Here is a 21421-nt window from a genome sequence, read left to right as displayed (position 1 = left end):
AATCTGCGCTATTCGCTATTTCTGTTTTGCCGCTTTGCTGTAGGTCAAAGAAGCGGCTACAAAGCTAACAAAAAGTGGGTGAGGATTTGCAACCGTTGATTTTAATTCCGGGTGGAACTGGCCTGCCACGAAAAACGGGTGGTTTTTGAGCTCCACGATTTCCACTAGGTTGTTGTGCGGATTGATGCCCGAAGCCACCATGCCAGCTTCTTCGTATTTTTCGAGGTAGTCGTTGTTGAACTCGTAGCGATGGCGGTGGCGCTCCGATATTTTACCCTTGCCATAGATGGCTGCCGCCTTAGTGCCTTTTTTGATTTCGCAATCGTACGCGCCCAAGCGCATGGTGCCACCCATGTTCTTTACCTTTTTCTGCTCTTCCATCAAATGGATCACCGGATGCTTGGTTTTCGGGTCCATCTCTATGCTGTTGGCATTTTTGAGTTTCAGTACGTTGCGTCCAAACTCAACCACGGCACATTGCATACCCAGGCAGATGCCGAAAAAAGGGACGTCATTTTCCCTGACGTATTTGATGGCCGTTAGCTTACCCTCCAGCCCGCGCTCGCCAAAGCCGGGCGCCACGAGTACCCCCGAAGCTTTCCGGAGCTTTTCTTGCACGTTGTCGTCGTTGATGCTTTCGGCGGCGATGTATTTCACGCGTACTTTGCATTCATTCATCGCACCGGCATGGATAAACGCTTCGTTGATGGATTTGTAGGCATCCGGTAGTTCCACGTATTTCCCTACCACGGCCACGGTGATCTCGGCCGTGGGGTTTTTGAGTTTACCCAAGAATACCTTCCAAGTGGCCAGGTCGGGCTCGTTTTTAGTAGACAGTTTGAGTTTGGTCAAGGCGGTTTTGTCCAACTGCTCTTTGAGCATCAGCAGGGGCACGTCATAGATCGATGGCGCATCGATCGATTCGACTACCGCGTTGATGTTCACGTTGCAAAACAACGCGAGTTTCTTGCGGATTTCCGAGTTGAGGTGATGTTCCGTACGGCAAACCAGGATGTCCGGCTGGATACCGTATTCCAGCAGCGTTTTTACCGAGTGCTGCGTAGGCTTTGTCTTCAGTTCGCCTGCCGCAGCGAGGAAGGGCACCAACGTGAGGTGGATAACCAGCGAGTTACTGCTCCCTAGTTCCCAACGCAATTGCCGCACGGCCTCGATGAAGGGCAACGACTCGATATCACCCACGGTGCCGCCCAGCTCGGTCACAACGATGTCGTAGTCGCCATCTTTACCGAGCAGGCACATCCGGCGTTTTATCTCGTCGGTAATGTGGGGTACCACCTGCACCGTCTTGCCCAAGTAGGCCCCCTCGCGTTCCTTGTCGATCACGTGCTGGTAAATGCGGCCGGTGGTCACGTTGTTGGCCTGTGAGGTGGCTGTATTGAGGAACCGTTCGTAGTGGCCTAGGTCCAGGTCCGTCTCAGCACCATCTTCGGTAACATAGCATTCGCCGTGTTCATACGGGTTGAGTGTGCCCGGATCGATGTTGATGTAGGGGTCGAATTTCTGGATGGTTACTCTGTAACCCCGCGCTTGGAGGAGTTTGGCCAAGGAGGCCGAAATAATACCTTTCCCTAACGACGAGGTGACGCCGCCCGTAACAAAAATGTATTTAGTCATGACAAATTTTGGGTGTATGCTATACGCTGTGTAAGCCAAAAAAAGCTTCAAACATCACGTTTGAGTACGGGATACAAAGGTAGACTTTTTTCCGGGATTATCGCCAAAAGATTTTTGGGTAACTTTCCTATTACTTGGTATGCTTTTTTGCCCTATTTTTGAAATAAGCGTTTACATTTGGAATAAGCTGTGTCCCCTTATCATGCAGGGCCATATTATATACACATGATATTCCTAAGTAAAAATGAAGAGAACCTTACTGTTATGCTGTTCTGTGCTGTTGTTTGGCATGGTGGCGGCACAAGAGACCTACCCGGTGAACGGCTCGCACGATGAACAGCCACGGCTGTTTGCCTTCACAAATGCCAACATCGTCGTAAAGGCAGGCGAGCTGATCAGCGGTGGTACGTTACTGGTTGACGGCAAGCACATCGCGGCATTGGGCAAAAGCCAATCCGTGCCGAAGGGCTACGTTACCGTCGATTTGCAGGGTAAGTTTATTTACCCATCGTTCATCGATGCCTTCAGCGACTACGGCCAAGCCAAGGAAAGCCAAAGCAACCAACAAGCTGCTGGCCGCCGGTCGCAACTTTTCGAATCGACCAAGAAAGGTGCTTACGGCTGGAACGAAGCCATACGCCCCGAGGTGGCTGCCAAGGAATCATTCTCGGTAGATGGGAAGCAGAGCGAGGAGCTGCGTAAAATCGGTTTCGGTGCGGTGCAGTCTATCGTGCGCGATGGCATTGCCCGTGGTAGCTCCGTAGTCGCTACCTTGGCCAATGCCCGCGAAAACGAGGTGGTGATACTCCCCGATGCCGGGGCGCACTACTCATTCAGCAAGGGCACGGCCCAAACCAGCTACCCCTCTTCGCTTATGGGCACCATCGCGTTGCTGCGGCAGACCTATTACGATAGCCAATGGTATACCACCCAGCACGACGAATACAATATTTCGCTGGAAGCTTTCGGTAAGTTGCAGGCGCTGCCCCAATTTTTCGAAGCGGACGATGTGCTCGACGTGCTCCGGGCAACTGAAATAGCCGAGGAATTTGGGAAGAACTACATCATTAAAACCGGGGGCAATGAATACCAACGGTTGGCTGCGATTAAGGCCACGGGTGCCAGCCTGATTGTGCCGCTTGTTTTTCCCAAAGTATATGACGTGGAAGACCCTGCCGATGCGCGCAACGTTACCGTAGCCCAGCTCAAGCATTGGGAAATGGCCCCTGCCAATGCAGCGCTGCTTGAGGAGGCAGGGATCCGCTTCGCCATCTCGCCGATCGGGCTCGGCAACTTGCTCGATTTCTGGACCAACCTGCGGCTCGCATTGGATAACGGGCTCTCGCCGGCCTATGCGCTGCGCGCCCTTACCGAGATACCGGCCGAGATGCTGGGGGTGTCTGACAAGTTGGGTACGTTGGAACGGGGCAAGTTGGCCAACTTCATCATAGCCAGCGATACACTGTTTAAAGAAGGCGCCATCATCTACGAAAACTGGGTGCAAGGCGAGAAGTTTGTGGCCACAAGGGTCTACGTGCAGGATATCACGGGCGAATACACGACCACCGTACCAGGCCTGGGTGCCGCACGCCTGTTCATCGGCGACAGCAAAGGGAAGCTCTCGGCCCACCTGAAAATAGGCAGTGATACCACGGAAACCACTGTTACTGCTACCCGTACGGGCGATTTGCTGTCGCTCAGTTTCAATCCGAAAGGGCAGGAAGGCAGCATGCGGATCAGTGGCTACATTGCCGATGGCGACCCCCTGGCGCTGAAAGGCGAAGCCGTGCAGCCCGATGGTACTTCCTCGGCATGGACCGCTACCTACGCCGCCGTGTACACCCCGAAGGCAACGGACCGGCCGGGTAAAAAGAAAGCGGTGGCCGAGGGGATGGTAACCTACCCATTTGTGGCCTACGGCAATGCCAGCTTGCCCAAGGCAGCGACGGTGTTGATAAAGAATGCCACCGTATGGACCAATGAGGATGCCGGCATCCTCGAGAATGCCGATGTGCTACTGGTCGACGGGAAGATCAAGGCCGTGGGGCAGGGGCTCTCGGTCGCGGGCGCTACGGTCATCGACGGCGCCGGCAAGCATGTAACCCCCGGCATCATCGATGAGCATTCGCACATCGCCATCAGTCGTGGGGTCAATGAAGGATCGCATTCGGTCACGGCCGAAGTACGGATCGGCGACGTGGTCAATTCAGAAGATATCAATATTTACCGCCAGCTGGCGGGCGGGGTCACCACGTCGCACCTGCTGCACGGCTCGGCCAATTCCATCGGTGGCCAATCGCAGCTCATCAAACTCCGCTGGGGTGAAACCCCCGAGGGGCTGAAGTTCGGCGGCAACGATGGGTTTATCAAATTTGCCTTGGGCGAGAACGTGAAACAAAGCAACTGGGGCATTACCGGTATCCGTTTCCCGCAAACCCGTATGGGCGTGGAGCAGGTCTACTACGATGCGTTCACCCGCGCCAAGGAATACAAGGCGCGGATGGCCGCCAAAGACCCGACGTTGCGGCGCGACCTTACGTTGGACGCCTTGGTAGAGATTCTAGACAGGAAGCGGTTCATCACCTGCCATTCCTACGTGCAATCCGAAATCAACATGCTGATGCATGTGGGTGATAGCATGGGCTTCCAGGTAAATACGTTTACCCACATCCTGGAGGGCTACAAGGTGGCCGACAAGATGGCCAGCAGGCAAATCGCGGGTGCCTCTTTTGCCGACTGGTGGGCGTACAAAATGGAAGTGCAGGAAGCTATCCCGTATAATGCCTATCTGATGCATAAGCAGAACGTATTGACGGCCATCAACTCGGACGATGCCGAGATGGCCCGACGGCTTAACCAGGAGGCGGCAAAGGCCGTGAAGTACGGTGGGGTGAGCGAGGAGGAAGCCCTCAAAATGGTTACGCTCAACGTGGCTGAGATCCTGCATGTAGACGACCGCGTGGGCAGCCTCGCGCCGGGCAAGGATGCTGACGTGGTAGTTTGGAGCGATAAGCCGCTTTCCATCTACGCCAAAGCGGAGAAAACGTTTGTGGACGGCATCAAATACTGGGATATCGATGAGGATGCCGCCAAGCAGCAGGCGCTCGCCGCCGAGCGTGCAAGGCTTATCCGGAAATCGCTGCAGGCCAAAAGCGGCGGTGGCGTGACCCAGCGGCCCACGGCGCAGCCCAATAGGGAGTACCACTGCGATACCATCGGCGAGATCGGTGAATTTGACGACCACATGGATTAACATCTTTTGAACGACAATGATGAACGCAATCAAAACATATTTATTGGCAAGTACCGCGGCAGCCGGTCTGTTATTCGCAGGCACGCTGTGCGCCCAGCCAACCATTTATCCGGCCAAAGCGCAGGCGCAAACCGTGGCCATTACGGGTGCTACCATCCATGTGGGCAACGGTACAGTGATCGAGCAAGGCACGCTCATATTCGAACAGGGTAAAATCACCTATGTGGGTGGTGCCACGAATATATCTGTGGGGGCGGCGATTGTCGATGCCAGCGGCAAACAGGTATACCCCGGCTTCATCGCACCCAATACTAATTTGGGGTTGGTAGAGGTCGAGGCGGTGCGGGCAACGGTAGACGATGCGGAAGTGGGTGAAAACAACGCCCACGTACGTTCGCTGATTGCCTACAATACGGATTCGAAGGTAATCAATACGCTGCGGTCCAACGGTATTCTGCTTGCCCAGGTTACGCCGCAGGGCGGTCTGGTGTCGGGGCAGTCGTCTGTAGTGCAGCTCGACGCATGGAATTGGGAAGACGCCGCTTATAAGGTAGATGAGGGCCTCCATATCCGTTGGCCCACGGCACGCTTTTCACGTAGCGCTGGTGGATCGGCTGCCAATGCCGACAGCCAGAAAGAACAGGTGCAAGCGGAAATTGCCCAGGTGGAAGATTTCCTGCACCAGGCGAAGGCCTATGCCGAACTCGGCAGCGCGCGCGTTACCAATGCCCGGTTTGAGGCCTTCAGGGCTGTATTTGCCGGTGGCAGGAAGGTGTATGTACATGCCAATAAGGCTACGGATATCATCGCAGCTATCTCGGCCCTTAAGCGGCATGGTATCGCCCCCGTGTTGGTGGGTGGGGCAGAGGCCCACTTGGTTGCCGATCTGCTGGTAGATAATAACGTGCCGGTCATCATGCAGCAGGCACATGCGCTGCCGTATGCCGCGGACGTAGATGTATACTTGCCTTACCGGCAGGCAAAAATACTCACCGACGCCGGCATACTCGTAGCCTATAGCATCGATGGGTTTTGGCAGCAACGCAACCTGCCCTTCATGGCCGGCACAGCCGCAGCCTATGGTCTAAGCAAAGAGCAGGCGTTGGCCACCATCACAAGCAATACCGCCAAGATACTGGGTATCGATGATCGTACCGGCACGCTGGAGGTGGGCAAGGATGCCAATGTGGTCATATCCGGCGGCGATGCGCTGGATATGCTGGGCAATGATATACAGCGGGCCTTTATCCAAGGACGCGATATCGACCTAGACGACCTGCACAAACAACTGTTTGAACGGTACGAGTTTAAATACGGTCTATCGAAATAAATTAGATTCGTTTTAAATAAGCAGGAAATTAGCTAAGTTTGCCGTATGGAAACACGATATGGTAGGGACATGGCAATGGCAGTATTCGCATTGCTATGTTCGGTAACACTTTATGCACAAGAGGTAAAAACCATCGAAAATATCGATGCATCGGTAGCAACGGCCTATTTCAGTCTGGCCGTGGGCAAGCAGGTGCCCTCCGCATCAGATGCATGGGATATCGCGTTCAACCGCACAACGGTGCTGATCAACGGTGGCAGCAGCGGAAACGGAAACGCGCAGGCTGTTTTATTGAAGGAGACCCCGTTTGAGCAGGTGAAGCAGCGGCCGGTGGAGGGCTTCAAGACCGATACAGAGAGTGAGAAAGCCATTCCGGCAGGTAGCGGCAATGGTTGGTATGAATACAATATGGCCGATCATAGCATCAATCCCATTCCCAGCCGCGTGTTGGTGATCAAGACCACAGCTGGTAAGTATGTGAAATTGGAAATCTTGGGTTATTACCATAAGACGAGCCATAATCCGGCTAATTATTCGTTCCGGTACAGCTTTCTGTAATGTAATATACCCGGTCATGTCAAATAAAAAAGAAGCTGCCTTGAAAAAGACAGCTTCTTTTTTATGCTTAACAACGCAGGACTCCGCTAGAAACGCTTTGATTTGATACGTGCTGCTTTGCCCGTGAGGCCCCGCAGGTAGTATAACTTAGAGCGGCGCACTTTGCCGTGGCTGTTTATTTCCACTTTCTCGATGTTGGGCGAGTTTACCGGGAAGATACGCTCTACGCCGACACCGTTTGATATCTTGCGTACCGTAAAAGTTTGGTTGGTACCGATGCTATTCCGCTGGATGACAACCCCTTGGTATACCTGGATACGCTCCTTGTTTCCTTCGCGGATTTTATAATGAACGCTAACAGTATCCCCTGCTTTAAATGCGGGAACCTCATTTTTTGTTACCGCCTGATCTTCTACAAACTTTACTAAATCCATGATTTTGAGTAATTAATGACGATTATTATCCCGTAAAAATCGAGCTGCAATATTAGCGATATTTTTTGGAATACGAAAGGTGTTTTTTAAAAAAGAATTGTGATGTATTTTTTGGAAATTGGATTTAATTTTTACCTTTGCAGACCTTCAAGGTTCGGGGTGTAGCGTAGCCCGGTATCGCGCCTGCTTTGGGAGCAGGAGGTCGTAGGTTCGAATCCTGCCACCCCGACACATAAAAATGGAAGTCCCTCGTCATTCGACCGGGGACTTTTGTTGTTTTTAGGCAAATAGTATCTGTTTTAACGCAATAGTTTTGGTTCCTCAAAATTACGTCCGTATCATCAGACTAGCGTTCCCCATCATCTTGGCAAATGCGTCCATTCCATTATTGGGGCTGGCCGATACGGCCACTATCGGACAAACAGGCACGGCGGCCGACCTCGGCGCTATCGCGTTGGCTTCCCTCATTTTCAATTTCGTGTATTGGGGCTTTGGCTTTTTACGCATGGGCACCACCGGCTTTGTATCACAGGCCATTGGTGCGGGCGATACGGAAGAAGCCCATGCCCTGTTGTTCCGTTCCGTGCTGCTGGGCGGTACCATCGGCCTGGCCCTCATCCTACTGCAACCATTGATCGGTACCGGGGCTATCGCGCTGTTAAAAGCTGGCGACGAAATCAAAAGCCTTGTAGGTACGTATTTCTATATCCGCATTTGGGGTGCCCCCGCTACCCTAATCACTTTCGCACTGCTGGGTACATTCATCGGGGCGGGGTGGACTAAGTCACTATTGGCCGTGCAATTGTTCCTCAACGGACTCAACATCCTGCTCAACGTCCTTTTCGTTGTAGGCTATGGTCTCGGGGTGGCGGGTATTGCGCTCGGTACCGTACTGGCCGAGTGGTGCACGTTTTTCTTTGCCGCCTATTTGCTCATCACGAAGTTGCAGTTCGGCCATCTTGGCCAGCGTTTTCGGCAACTCCGGGCACGTGTCTTCAACAAGGCGAAGCTCGTTGCCCTCGTAGAGGTAAACGGTAATATCATGATCCGCACCCTGGCCCTGCTCACGGGGTTCGCCTGGTTTGCCAACCAAGGGGCTGGTTTCGGCGACGATGTGTTGGCGGCCAACCATGTGCTGCTCCAGTTTGTGTCGCTTTCGGCCTTTTTCCTCGACGGGTATGCGCACGTTGCGGAGATGCTGGCTGGCACTGCCTATGGTGCACGAGACAAAGTGTCGTTCGACGTGCAGGTGCGGCATTCCACGGTGCTGGCCGGCGTTACGGCATTGGTGCTGGCTGGTCTTGTTTACCTCTTCAGCGGCCAGCTGGTTCCGCTGCTCACCAAAGATGTCCAGGTACAGGCCGTTGCATTGGCCCATCGTGCGTACGCGGTCATCTACATTGCCGTGTCTTTCGCCGCATTCCAGCTTGATGGGGTGTTTATTGGCGTCACGAAAACCCTTGAAATGCGTAATGCGACGGTGGCGGCGCTTTTGGTATTCATCGGTGTAGCCTTACTCATCGCGTCCGCTTATGGCAATGCCGGACTTTGGGTGAGCTTTATCATCTATGTGATTGCCCGGGCGGTGATGTTAGGGGTATATTACCCGAGGATAATGCGGGCTCTCTAATCGTAGATGCCTTTCCCGTCTGGATTTTATCGTAGTATCTTTATCTTTCGATCCGTGCATCGTGGGTCGTGGCTCGCTTGGCTTACGAAAAACAGAAAAGATAGCCCTTTTGAATTTAAAGTTGTAGAAATGTTTTGTAAAGGGCGAAACATGTCTTTCGGGGCTACCTCATATCTCGGATATTATTTGCAGATTTGTGTTCCTTACGAAGAAAGGCGTTTAGAAAGGGAGGGAACATGACATTTCAAGAGACAATTAATCAAGATAAGCCTGTATTAGTCGATTTTTTTGCGGAGTGGTGCGGTCCTTGCAAAACCCAGGCTCCCATATTGGAAGAGTTGAAAGGGCGCATGGGTGATGAAGCGGTCATCATCAAGGTAGATGTGGATAGAAACCCGCAGGCGGCCGCCAAATTTGGCATACGCGGCGTACCTACACTGATCATTTTCCGCAAAGGGGAAATAAAGTGGCGGCAATCGGGCGTTTTCCCTACGAATGAACTTGAACGCCTGCTAAAGGAAAATCTGTAATACCTTCACCGATAAAAAAAGAAGTATCCATGACTATACCAACAAACACTTTGGCCTGCGGACTGCTGGCGGTGGCACTTTTGATAGCCTGTAACCAAGAACCCGATGTGCAACGGACACAATCGGGACTGGACAAGCGCGATTTCCAAACCGTGGTAAACGGCGATTCGACCAATTTGTACGTCATCTGCAACGCCAATGGGATGGAAGTGTGCATTACCAACTACGGCGGCCGTATTGTTTCATTGATGGTACCCGATGCAACCGGTGCCTTCCGCGATGTGGTGCAGGGGTTTGCCAACATAGACGGATATACCACCGAACCTTCTTCTTTTGGGGCCACCATGGGGCGATTTGCCAATCGTATCAATAACGGACAATTCGTGCTGGATGGCGATACCGTGCAATTGGACCGCAATAACGGCGCGCATACCATCCACGGTGGCGGTGATGGCTGGCGGGGGCAGGTGTTTGCGGCCCGCCAACCCGATGATAGTACGTTGGTGCTCACCTATACCTCGCCCGATGGCGAAAGCGGGTTCCCCGGTGAGGTGACCGCAAGCGTAACATTTGCGGTAAATAGCCGCAATGAGCTGGCCATCAACTACGAAGCGGAGACCACGGCAAAGACCATCATCAACCTGACCAACCACAGCTTTTTCAACCTTTCTGGAAATCTGGCCGAAACGGTGCTTGACGATATCTTGTACGTAAACGCAGCAGGGTATACCCCGTTGGATAGTACACTCATCACCACGGGCGAAGTAAGCCCCGTGGCCGGTACGCCTTTCGATTTTACCGAACCGGTAAGCATACGGACCGCATTAGCACGCGATCCGGCAAACACCCAACTGCAGATGGCCAGCGGCATTGACCACAATTTCGTGCTGAACACCGGTGGAAGCATCGATGAATTGGCTGCCCGGCTGTATGCACCCGGTAGTGGCATTGTGATGGAAGTGTATACCGACGAGCCGGGTATGCAGGTGTATACCGGTAATATGCTTGATGGCTCCCGTACCGGAAAGGGGAATGCGCGTTATGGCAAGCAAACGGCAATTTGCCTGGAAACCCAGCATTTTCCAGACGCACCCAATAAGCCGCAATGGCCAACCACCGTGCTGGAGCCGGGCGATCGCTACACAAGTACCTGTATTTATCGGTTTTCGTTGGTAAAATAATCGCTATCAACGATATCGGCGACAGCTCAAAATGTAAAAAAATGTTAAAAATTAAAACTTTTTAAACAAAAATGCGTTACTTGCGCTTTCGCAGCGTGTGACAGATTTGTGGTGGTGGCGGCGGCTACTGATTAACTTAGCGATATTCAGAATTGACTTTTGGAGATTCGAACTACCTGTAATAAGAAATGACCTCAAGAAAAAATGTACTTGCACTTGTTGTGCTTGGTGTGATTGTTTTGGGCGCCGGTTTTATTTCCCTTTCTTCTTTTGATGCTACTCCGGAGCAGCCGATGGCCTTGGCCGAGTCTGCCACCGCCGCCGATAACAGTGCGCTGCTGTTTGGATTGGCCATCGATGGGTTCGATATCGAAAAGGAAACCGTGAAGCGTAACGAGTTCTTATCGGATATCCTGCAACGCTACCAGATAGACCTGCCAAGCATATCGGTTGCTGCCGAAAGGTCAAAGGGAGTGTTTGACGTGCGGAAGATTGCTGCAGGACATGGTTATACAGTTTTCAAAGACCAAGCGGGCAAGGCCCATTATTTTGTGTACCAGCCCAACCCGATTGATTATGTGGTGTATGATTTGCGCGACGGCATTTCGGTATACAAGGCGCAGAAGCCAGTGGATACAAAGTTGGAAACCGTGGCAGGCGTGATCCAAAGCTCGCTCTACGAAACATTGGAAGCAAATGGTGCCAGCCCTGACCTGGCTGTACAATTGGCGGAGATCTATGGATGGGCGGTCAATTTTTACCGCATCAATAAGGGCGACTGGTTTAAGCTGGTGTACGAACGTAAGTATGTGGATGGCCAACCTGTTGGACCGGGACGGATCGAATCGGCGGTATTCGGGCACAACGGCAAGGAATACCAAGCTTTCTATTTTGAAGGTGCCGACGACGAGCGCGGATCCTATTATGATGAGAACGGGAAAAGCCTACGGCGCACATTCCTCAAGGCACCATTGAAATACAGCCGCATTTCATCGCGGTACACCATGCGGCGGTTCCACCCTGTGCAACGCCGGTGGAAGGCACATTTGGGTACGGACTTCGCAGCGCCACACGGCACACCCATCGTGGCAACGGCGGCGGGTGTGGTGACCGAATCAAGCTACGGAAGTGGTAATGGCAACTATGTGAAAATACAACACGATAACGTGTATACCACGCAGTACCTGCACATGAGCAAGCGCGCTGTAAAACGCGGCCAACGGGTGAGCCAGGGACAGGTGATCGGCTATGTGGGAAGCACCGGGTTGGCCACCGGCCCCCATGTTTGCTACCGATTTTGGAAGCATGGCAAACAGGTAGACGCGCTGGCGCAGGTCTTTCCGCCCTCGGAACCCATCAATGAGAAATACCGGGTGGCTTTTAACCGCACCTTGAATACCCAACAGCAGGTGCTGGCATCGATAGGTTTCGAGAAGCAGAGCAACTTGGAAGTGTATAGTGCGTTGGCATTTCGCATCGATCAGCTTTTTGAACCCGTTGAAAAAGATAGCCGCTTGTTGGAGGGGTTCTCCGCACAGATGCTCTAGCTTGGAGCTTACTAGCTATTGCGTTTTCTAATCAAGATTTTCTTTCCCTTTACAAGCATCCGCATGCTCGACCGAATGATGGAAATGTTGGTTTCCCGTTGCTCATTCAGCGTGTCGGCCGCATCGTAGGCAGCCAGGATATTTTTGTAATGCAGCAACCCGACTACCGTGCTGCCCCGGGCAGCAAGTACCGGCAATACGTCTACATTCTCTTGCGTCATCTTACGGATGGCTTCTTTCAGGCTGTTTGTTGCTCGCAGGTATGCCGGTTGCCTTTTGATAAGTGATTTGATGGTCTTTCCACGGTCCTGATGGTGGGCCAATATACTGGATGAACTCACAATGCCGATGTATTGGTAATCCGAATCGACCACGATGTAATAGTTTTCGGCCAGCCCCTCCGCGGTCGACCAGTTGCGCAGCTCTTCAATCGTATTGTCGCCCTCGATAACCGTTCCGGCCTGCTCGATGGCTTGACCAACGGTTAGCTGGTTAAGCTGGTCGGGCTGGTACGAATCGGGGGTGTGGATACCCCGCCGCGTGATTTTCTCCGTCATGATGGTGGTATCCATAAACAAATAGGACACGAGGTATGCGCCCACGCACGATCCCAGCAACGGTAGCATGGCATTGAACTGTCCCGTGGTCTCCAGCGCAAAGATGATGGAAGTGAGTACGGCGCGGGAGGCACCGGCAAACATGGCAGACATGCCTACCAGCGCCGCCAGCGGAAGGCTGATGCCACATGCAGGGAAGAGGGTAAGCAATACGTGGCCGCATAATAAGCCAATGGCGGCCCCGATGGTAAGCAATGGCGCCAGCGTACCGCCCGATGTGCCGCTGCCGAGGGCGATGACCCACGATAGGAACTTGAGCAGACACAACGACAATACCACGGCCAAGGGGAGACTGTTGTTGAGCAGATCGGTGATGTTTTCATAGCCTACACCTAGTGTGCGCGGGGCAAAGTAGCCAACGATACCTACCGCAAGCCCACCGATGGCCGGCCACCACATCCAGTGGAGCGGTAAGCGCTCAAACGCATCTTCTACCCAATAAACCGCTCTGGTGATGCCGATGGATAGAAACCCGATAGCGATGCCAATGACGCTATAACTGAGGATAGCTGGATTGGATGCCGTAGGTATCACATGCTCCAACGCAAAAACAGGCGTGGCACTGAACAGGAAGTGATGCCCTGCGGCACCGGTGATGCACGCCAACGATACCGCAATAAGCGACTTGGGGGTGAATTCGAAAAGCAATAGCTCGATGGCGAGGAAAATGGCTGCGACCGGGCTACCGAATATGGCCGTCATACCCGCCGTGGCACCGGCGGCAAGCAAGATTTTGCGCTCGGAGTGTGAGATTTTGAGGAGCTGGCCCAACGTAGACCCCAGCGCACCACCGGTAGCAATGATGGGCCCTTCGGCACCGAATGGTCCGCCGGTTCCGATGGCGATAGCTGATGAGATGGGTTTCAAGTAGGTGATGGAAGGCCTGATTTTACTTTGGTTGGTCAGTACCTGCTCCATGGCTTCCGGAATGCCGTGGCCCCGGATGGCCTTGGAGCCATATAAGGCCATTAAACCCACCATCACCCCCCCGATAGCTGGCACAGCAATAACCCATATACCCAAATTGTTAGCCCAAGGGGTGCCTTCGTGAACGGAAAACGTACCGTAAAACGATAGGTTGGTAATCATGTTGATAAACAGTACCAGAAACTTAGCGATAAAGCTGATTAGCGCTGCGATGGCTACCGCGTAAGCGGCGATAACGATGATTCGGGTCTTGTTCGGTAGGGCTGATGAATTGATCCCTTCCGAATCGAGGGTGTCGTTGAGCGACATCGAGATGGGGATGCCCGCTTGATTTTTTGAAGCCATAGTTGGCTACAAAAGTAGGATTTATGACGTTTAAACCAAATAAAAAACCCCGGCGATTCACATCGGCGGGGTTTTACTAACTAAACTAAACAACTATATAAACAAACCATATATAGACTTTATAAATCGTGTGACTGCTTCAAAGATATAAATTATTTAGAAAGATTATAAATTAAATAAAAATCAGCCCGCAAGAGGCTGATTCATAAATACATAATTTAATGATATCGACTAAATGGTGACACTGTAATCTGCTACAACCTGCCGCCAATCTTCGCGTTCGGGAATGTGGGGTTTGCGTTTGCCGAAAAATTGGACGATGAGGTCGCCGTCGGCGTCAAATGCCTCAAGGCTGGTTACGATGCCGTCTTCGGTCGGTTTTTTGACCAGCCACACATCGGCGATGGCGTCCTCGCGCAGGTGCATGTTGAACTCCGGATCCAATACGTTGAACCAAGGGCCTGTCTGTAGTAATTTCTTCGTTTTTCCCGTATGGATCTGGATACAGCCACGGCTTCCGATAAACACCATAATATCCAAATCGCGCTCGGATGCACCTTCTATGATGCGTTTCAGCGATGCGACAGACAACTGCGTGGCGTGCCCTTCGGGTGCTAAACGCATGGACTGGTGGCGGGCCACGCCGAATTTCTGAAGCATGCCGAAGAAGGCGTGTGTATCTTTCAGCGCCAGCCATGCCGCTTGAAAACCGGCCACATCGATCTCGCTATCGGGCGTTTCGCTAATGGCCTTGTCGATCGGTGCGGTTTGGAGTGCTTGCCCTTGTACTTCAGCTTTGTATTTTTCTATTAAGGCGTCGTAGGCCGCAGTGTCACTTTGTTCAGTAAGGTAAATCTTGTGTACGGCTTCGCCGTCCTTGTCGAAGAACTGGAGGCTGCGACGGTCGCCTTCCTGCACGGCGAAACCGAAATGCCAGGCGTTCATAAACAAGCGCAAATCGATGTCGGGGTTGGCCACCAAGCCCACATGGCCGTGGAATGTAGCTTTGGTGTACACGCCTTTGCGTTCATGCACGGCGTGGTCGTTGCGTGTAAGCGCCATGACATAACCCAACGAACCGATTTCTTTGAGGATCTCCCGGAATTCGGACTTAAGGGCGATGTTCTGGTTGCCCGTGGCCACGAGCTCGGCCTCCGAAACCCCTAACTGTTTGGCCGCGTCGCGGATACGGGTTTTGGGATTTTCGGCTTTGAACGCTTCGTATTGTTCTTTAAGTGATAAGGTGGTATGTTCCATATTGTTTTTAGTTTTATGTTTGTTCAGCTAATATCATTGACGGGATGACGAGTGGGCACTTGAACTCATCGTCGTTGATCAACCGTACGTGGATGTTGAAAACCCGGTGGATATTGTCGCACGTAACCACTTCGTGTGGCTTGCCAAACGCGATGCGTTTTCCTTTTTTGAGCATCAGCACCTTATCGGCATAACGTGATGCGAAATTGATGTCGTGCAGGATGCTCACCACACAATAACCGCGATCGGCCAGGTTTCGCGCCAGTACGAGGATTTGCTGTTGATAGAGGAGATCCAGACCGTTGGTCGGTTCATCTAAAAAGAGCAGGCCCTGTGGTTGATCATAGATTTGGGCAATAACCCGAGCCAGTTGCACCCGCTGCTGCTCGCCCCCGGAGAGTGTATTGTAATCGCGGTGGGCAAATGCTGTGGTGCCCGTCTCTTCCATCACCGTTCGGACAATATCGATATCGGTATCGGTCGGGTTGTTGTCAAAATGCGGGTACCGCCCCATCATGATCAACTCGTGCACCTTGAAGGATATGGATAAGGTATTGCTCTGCGCCAATACCGCGCGGAACTTAGCGAGTTGGTTGAGCTTATAACTGGCGATGGGTTGTTGGCGGATATGAATTTCGCCAGCGGAGACCTGGATTTCCTTGCAAAGCAATTTGAGTAACGTACTTTTGCCGGCGCCGTTTGCACCGATGATGGCCAGCAGCTCACCGGGCTGGACGTCGAAACTTACGTCATCAAGTAGCTTGGCCTGACCTGCCGAATAGTGAATATGGTTAACTGTTATCATTTGCAATGATATTAGACGCTAAGCATTAGCATTGGGCGCCATCTATGGACTATGGTATAAAATTAATGATTTCTGACGAGAACCCGTAATCGCTCATTTTGCTTATTAACGTATTCCTCTTTTCCGTCGCTCTACCAAAATGATGTAAATAAATGCCGGAGCACCGATGATGGCTGTCAATATGCCAATAGGTAACTCCGCCGGCGCAAAAATGGTACGCGCCACCACATCAGCAAGTACCAGTACGGTTGCACCCAGTAGGGCAGACCCTGGTATAACAAGACGGTGGTCGGCAGAAAAGGCCATCCGGAGGATGTGTGGGATGACCAGGCCAATAAAGCCGATCATGCCCGATACCGCTACGGATGCGCCTACGCCCAACGTGGCCGTAATGATGATGAGCCTTTTAATCAACCCCACGTTGATGCCCATGTGTCCGGCCTGCGACTCGCCCAGGGACAACGCATTCAGCGGCTTGGCAAAAAAAGGCAATACGACCAGCGAGACCACCACGAAAGGCAAGATGCCGCCTAATGTGTGCCAGCTGGCGCCACCGAGACTGCCCAGCGTCCAGAACGTAATGTTGCGCAGCTGGTCATCAGTAGCCATATAGGTGAGTAGGCCGGTAAACGAGCCGGCCAGTGCATTGATGGCGATACCGGCCAGCAGCAGGGTGGTGATGTCTGCCTTGCCGTTTCCCACGGCGAGGCGGTAAACCAAGAAAGTGGTGATGCACGCACCCACAAAAGCCGCTATCGCTAACGCGTAATAGCCGAATGTGGCCGTTAGAAAGCTGAAATACCGTTGTTCAAGTACAATCACAAGAACAGCAAAGAGCGATGCACCCGATGAAATACCGATGAGCCCCGGTTCGGCCAGCGGGTTGCGGAACAGCCCCTGCAGCGCGGCACCGGCAATGGCCAGCGTACCCCCAACAAGCGCCCCGAGTAGTACCCGGGGTAAACGGATGTTGAGGAAAACAGCTTCCTGCTGCGGGGCAAAACCGATCTGGTCGCTTATGCCGGTGCGGTAGGCAATAATCGACCAGAACTCCGATGCGCTGATTTTTACCGCGCCCACGCAAATGGATAGGATGCAAGCAGCGATCAGCAGCAAGAGGAGGGCGGTAAGCAGGAGACTGTAGCTTTTCATTTCGCGTTGCGACCTGCCTTATTTATGGATTTTTTCGGCGAGTTCCAGAATGGCATCGCCCAGACGCGGACCAAATCCGGTGAGGAATTGCCCATCCATTTCGACCACATTGCGGTTTTTACCCGCATTGGTCTGGCTGATTCCCTGAACTTCCAGCAAGCCATCGATGCCACCGAGGCTCGATAAACCGCTATCGAACAGGAGGATCACATCCGGGTTGGCGGCAACCAGCGACTCGGCGGTGAGCGGTTTGAAATCTTCAAACCCCGACACGGCGTTTTCGCCACCGGCCAGTTTGATCATCTCGTCCAGCTGGGTGCGTTGGCCGGCTACCATCATGGTACCTGTTCCACGCGCATAGATGAACAGTACCTTGGGCTTTCCTTCCGATTGGGCAACGATGGAATCGGCCAATGCCAGGTCGTTGTTTAGGGCCGTGAGCAACGAGTCGCCTTTGGCAGACTGCCCCAGGCTATCGGCCACGGCACGGATAAGCTGTTTGGCGCCATCTACCGAATACTCGTGGTCGAAAAGCAGGAGCCGGGTACCGGCCCCCCGAATCTGCTCACCCACTTCGGGTTTCACCATGCCGGTGATGCCCAGTGCCAGGTCGGCATTCAACGCCAAAACGCCCTCGGCCGAAATTTCGCGATTGTGCCCGATCTTAGGCTTCTGCTGCAGGCTGGCGGGGTAGGTGCTCGCCACATCCACGCCCACGATGTTGTCTTCAAACCCCAGCGCAACCAATATTTCCGACAGGGTACCGTTGGTCGATACGATGTTGGTCGAATCGGTAACGCCCGACTCAGCTGTGGTAGAAACGTTGCACGAGCTGAGCGCGCAGATGACCAAACCAATAAGACCAAAGAAGCATGTGTTTTTAATCATGTTATCCTTGTTTTACAAGCTGGTACTCCAGTTCGGGGTAACCCCGTTGACCGCCGTCATCGCCAGCACCCATCGCGTTAAAACGTAATTTATATACATTGCCTGCGGCATCCTTGATGACGTAATAACGATCAGTAAATGCGCCAACTGCGTTAGGAGGGCTCGTTCCTCTCCATGTGGAACCGATTATGTTTCTTGAGTTACTAAACGTAATGCTATTGATATCAGACGTCGAAAAATCGGCGTACGTGGGTTTTCCCGTACTGCTTCCGTCTTCTTCAACGATTACCTCTGCGGTCGTCACCCCAGCGAGGTGGTTGACGAAAACCAAATCTGAAAAGCCGTAAGGGTAGGCCGTCTCACCTGCTCCGCCGAAATAAAGACTCCATGTCCATTGGATGTCCCAATCCGCTTTAGACGGCTCCACCGTTGCCGGACCGGTCGCAAAGGAAACGTATTTGAAGTTATAATCTGTGTCCTTTTGTATGGTCAACGTTTCAAAAGTAGAGGCGCTTAGTTTGGCATATTGTAGTGTGTAGTCATTCCCTGACCTTAATATTCGCACCTTGTAAAGGTTTTCTTCCAAAAGCGCATCACTATGGCTTCCGCCCTTGGGGTTAATGACATAAACTTTGTTTTCGGCCTCGGACGCAGCGATTTCTGCAATCACTGTTTTGGAGAGGTCCCCTGTCACATCATCGATATTATCGAATGCACCGGGCTGTCCCAAAGGTATCGCCAAATCATCGATGTTAATGTCACTGGCAGAAACCGCGTTAATATCTGTTTTATCAACCGCGATGGCTGACGAACCGTTAGTACTATTCAGGATAACGCGGAACTGGCTGCCTGAGTAAAAGCCTAGGTTCCAACTATCTCGTTTTACGGCAGATTGTTGCTCAGCGCTTAAGTCGACATATACGGAGTTTTCAGCACTTGAACCGCCTTCGCCTCCATTGAGTGTCATTTCCGTTCCCTCCGAAGGCGGGATAACCGGATCGGGATCATTGTCGCGCGTGCACGACATGCTTACAAGGGCAACACCCAAAGCTAGGCTAAGGTATGCTAATGTGTGGTGTTTTGTTTTCATTTTTGTTCGGATTTCTGTGAATTAAACGCTGTGTTTTTATCGTGTTTTGTTTTTTGACCATTGGAGGTTCAGCCCGAGAAAGAACGAACGCCCATAGCTTACGGGCAACGAACTGACTGCCGCGCTGTGTGCACTGCCATCGCCTACGAGCGAAGTGCTTTCGATACGGGTTACATCGAACAGGTTGCGCACGCCGCCTACGATCGTGACATACCGCGTGATGTTTTTATTGATGCTGATATCGGCATTGTGATACGCGTTAATCTCGGTTCGGCGTGGTGCGATGGTACCGTCAGTCTGCGTTACCGCTTCGTAATCCGGCCGTTTACCGTTGAACTTGTAAAAGAGACTCACCCCGGCACCCCATTTCGGGATGTAATACATGATGTTGGCGTTTGCTTCGGGCGACCATACCATGTCGGGAATGTTCGTTTCGGTTGCGGAGAGGCGGTTGTACCGGCCGATGTACGAAAAGCCAATCAGTGCTTCGACATTTTTCCAATATAGCGTGTTTTCCCAGGTGCTCCCCGCAGTACGGAATTTATCGATATTGATGTAGGTGTTTGCCGCCGGATTATCCGGGTGGGGACCGATGGTAATCAGGTTGTTAAACGCGTTGTAAAAGCCACCAATGGTGCTGCTGAGTTGCCAGACACCGAGGTCTACGCCATACCAGGTAAGGTACGTATTGAAGCTGTTGGAATACTCGGCTTTCAGGTTTTCATTGCCCGAAATGGAATGGTTGGCATCATAGAACGTAAAATAGAGTTCGCGTAATGCCGGCGAACGGAATCCCCGAGCGTAAGCGGCGCGGACATCAACCGAGGGGCTTAACTTGAATTTCGTATTGAGCGAGGGGATGACCGGCGGCGCATCGTATACCGAATTTTTGATGAAACGCAGGCCTGGCCTTATATTCATCCAAGCCGTGGGTTTGATTTCGGACGACAGGAAAAAAGCGTAGTCATTGATAGATGGATGGCCAACGATACGTTGGCCCGTACCACTGTTGCTGCTGATTTCGATACCCGGTTGCAAAGAAACCATGTCGGATAACCGGTATTGCAGCGTGCCGCGGAACATAGCCGACGTAAATCCCGCCGTATCCTGCTCGCCGGAGCCCGTGGTGAGCTCGGATGTACCCGTGCGGAAATCGTGGCGGACGGTCCGCGTGCGCCGTTCGTAATCCTGATAGGAAGCGGACCCCGAGAAACTGAGCCGCTCGCTGACGCCCCACTGGGCTTGCAGTGTATGGGTATATCGGCCGGAAAGGTAATTTTTGTCTACCGCCACACCCGTGTTTGGATTCATGGAACCCGGCGTATATATATCCTCATCCAGGAAATCCAACCGGTACCACGTATCTATCGAGCCGTTACGGTAGCCGAGTGTGCCCGATGCGAGCCATTGGTCTTTTGGATTCCAATCTAATGTACGGCCACTACTGAGGCCCTGCCAACCCCCGAAATTGTTGCGGCTTCCCGACGCTTTTACCAGCCAGCCGTGATGTTGCCAGTTGACGGCCAAGTTGCCATTGTGGGTACCTTCGTCATAAAAGGCACGGTATTCACTGCCGGCACTTTCTTCCTGGATACGGGCTGTAATCAGCAAGTTGTCGTCGGCCGGTCCTTTTTGGGTGATAATATTGATTACGCCCGCCAATGCATCGGTACCATAAGTAACGGACATCGGGCCCTCAACCACTTCAATACGATCGATGTTGTTTACATCGATCTGACTGAGGCTTTGTTTGGTCGCACCACGGTCTATCAGTGGTATCCCATCTACCAGCACTTTTACATTTTGTCCCGACATCCCCATGAGCTGGATGTCGGATTCGCCCAGCGTTAAGTCGTTCGAAAACCGCATACCCAACTGGGTGTTCAGGATGTTCTCTACAGAAGTCGACGCCCGCAAACGGATTTGCTCATTGCTGATGGTGCGCACCCGATAAACCGAGTTTTTGATAGACTGCGGCTCATACTGGCCAGTTACGACCACTTCTTCCAACGCCTTTGTTCGCAGGGAATCCCAGGCGGTGCTGGTTACTTGCGCGAGAGAGACGCCGGGGATGGCTAATACACACAGCGAAAAAAGAACCCGTCTATCCATTTATTTAGACTCTATATAAATAAAGGGGCAAACTTATGAGTTATTAAGACTAATTACAAATAATTTTCAGGCTTTGTGCGTGCATGCTTTGTAAAAAAGCTATTGAAAGTGCAACGAACCCGACTTGATT

16 protein-coding genes and 1 tRNA gene are annotated in these 21421 nt (G+C 52.4%); 8 read left to right on the top strand and 9 right to left on the bottom strand.

The genetic code is table 11. The annotated features are described in order from the left end of the window. Positions 1-15: 15 nt before the first annotated feature. Complete coding sequence (locus ACEVG1_RS01875; RefSeq protein WP_374741850.1) at positions 16-1635, bottom strand: CTP synthase; 1620 nt, start codon at positions 1633-1635, stop codon at positions 16-18. Positions 1636-1879: 244 nt separating this feature from the next. On the opposite strand from ACEVG1_RS01875, the gene ACEVG1_RS01870 reads away from it, so the two are divergent. From ACEVG1_RS01870 to ACEVG1_RS01860, 3 genes are read left to right on the top strand one after another with little or no spacing between them, the layout of a single operon-like run. Further along, the gene (locus ACEVG1_RS01870) at positions 1880-4888 is read left to right on the top strand and encodes an amidohydrolase family protein (protein ID WP_374741849.1); all 3009 of its coding nucleotides are present in this window, start codon (positions 1880-1882) and stop codon (positions 4886-4888) included. A 16-nt stretch (positions 4889-4904) separates the two neighbouring features. Next, a complete protein-coding gene (locus ACEVG1_RS01865) occupies positions 4905-6218 on the top strand; it encodes an amidohydrolase family protein (RefSeq protein ID WP_374741848.1) in 1314 nt (437 codons plus the stop codon). A gap of 45 nt (positions 6219-6263) precedes the next feature. Beyond that, positions 6264-6776, top strand: coding sequence for an HmuY family protein (locus ACEVG1_RS01860; RefSeq protein ID WP_374741847.1), 513 nt, complete (start codon positions 6264-6266; stop codon positions 6774-6776). An 86-nt stretch (positions 6777-6862) separates the two neighbouring features. On the opposite strand, the gene rplS is transcribed toward ACEVG1_RS01860, so the two are convergent. Continuing rightward, positions 6863-7210: a 50S ribosomal protein L19 gene (gene rplS, locus ACEVG1_RS01855; protein ID WP_374741845.1), complete on the bottom strand. Its 348-nt coding sequence runs from the start codon at positions 7208-7210 to the stop codon at positions 6863-6865. Positions 7211-7365: 155 nt separating this feature from the next. Between rplS and ACEVG1_RS01850 the strand changes: the two genes are divergently transcribed. The 5 genes from ACEVG1_RS01850 to ACEVG1_RS01830 all read left to right on the top strand — a co-directional run bounded on the left by ACEVG1_RS01850 (position 7366) and on the right by ACEVG1_RS01830 (position 12098). Continuing rightward, positions 7366-7439, top strand: a tRNA-Pro gene (locus ACEVG1_RS01850). A gap of 84 nt (positions 7440-7523) precedes the next feature. Beyond that, positions 7524-8840: an MATE family efflux transporter gene (locus ACEVG1_RS01845; RefSeq protein ID WP_374741844.1), complete on the top strand. Its 1317-nt coding sequence runs from the start codon at positions 7524-7526 to the stop codon at positions 8838-8840. Between the two features lie 236 nt (positions 8841-9076). Further along, entirely contained in the window at positions 9077-9370 is a 294-nt protein-coding gene (trxA, locus tag ACEVG1_RS01840) for a thioredoxin (protein WP_374741843.1), read from the top strand. Between the two features lie 29 nt (positions 9371-9399). Further along, positions 9400-10551 carry an aldose epimerase family protein gene (locus ACEVG1_RS01835; protein WP_374741842.1) on the top strand — a complete coding sequence of 384 codons (1152 nt, stop codon included), beginning with the start codon at positions 9400-9402 and terminating at the stop codon, positions 10549-10551. Positions 10552-10739: 188 nt separating this feature from the next. Continuing rightward, positions 10740-12098, top strand: coding sequence for a peptidoglycan DD-metalloendopeptidase family protein (locus ACEVG1_RS01830; RefSeq protein ID WP_374741841.1), 1359 nt, complete (start codon positions 10740-10742; stop codon positions 12096-12098). 11 nt (positions 12099-12109) lie between these two features. Here ACEVG1_RS01830 and ACEVG1_RS01825 read toward each other — a convergent pair whose 3' ends face one another. From ACEVG1_RS01825 to ACEVG1_RS01795, 7 genes are all read right to left on the bottom strand, one after another. Continuing rightward, on the bottom strand, positions 12110-13987 hold the full coding sequence (locus ACEVG1_RS01825; protein WP_374741840.1) for a chloride channel protein: 1878 nt from the start codon (positions 13985-13987) through the stop codon (positions 12110-12112). 231 nt (positions 13988-14218) lie between these two features. Beyond that, a complete protein-coding gene (locus tag ACEVG1_RS01820; protein ID WP_374741839.1) occupies positions 14219-15244 on the bottom strand; it encodes a hemin-degrading factor in 1026 nt (341 codons plus the stop codon). Positions 15245-15257: 13 nt separating this feature from the next. After that, positions 15258-16049, bottom strand: coding sequence for a heme ABC transporter ATP-binding protein (locus ACEVG1_RS01815; RefSeq protein ID WP_374741838.1), 792 nt, complete (start codon positions 16047-16049; stop codon positions 15258-15260). A 105-nt stretch (positions 16050-16154) separates the two neighbouring features. Beyond that, the gene (locus ACEVG1_RS01810; protein ID WP_374741837.1) at positions 16155-17201 is read right to left on the bottom strand and encodes a FecCD family ABC transporter permease; all 1047 of its coding nucleotides are present in this window, start codon (positions 17199-17201) and stop codon (positions 16155-16157) included. Positions 17202-17219: 18 nt separating this feature from the next. Continuing rightward, positions 17220-18089, bottom strand: a complete 870-nt coding sequence (locus ACEVG1_RS01805) for a hemin ABC transporter substrate-binding protein (protein ID WP_374741836.1) — start codon at positions 18087-18089, stop codon at positions 17220-17222. A gap of 1 nt (position 18090) precedes the next feature. Continuing rightward, positions 18091-19179: an HmuY family protein gene (locus tag ACEVG1_RS01800; protein ID WP_374741835.1), complete on the bottom strand. Its 1089-nt coding sequence runs from the start codon at positions 19177-19179 to the stop codon at positions 18091-18093. Positions 19180-19215: 36 nt separating this feature from the next. Beyond that, positions 19216-21291, bottom strand: coding sequence for a TonB-dependent receptor plug domain-containing protein (locus tag ACEVG1_RS01795; RefSeq protein ID WP_374741834.1), 2076 nt, complete (start codon positions 21289-21291; stop codon positions 19216-19218). Positions 21292-21421: the final 130 nt, after the last annotated feature.

It is taken from the genome of Parapedobacter sp. 2B3 (assembly GCF_041925275.1).
GTDB lineage: Bacteria > Bacteroidota > Bacteroidia > Sphingobacteriales > Sphingobacteriaceae > Parapedobacter > Parapedobacter pyrenivorans_A.
This window is presented reverse-complemented; position numbering and strand designations above follow the sequence as displayed.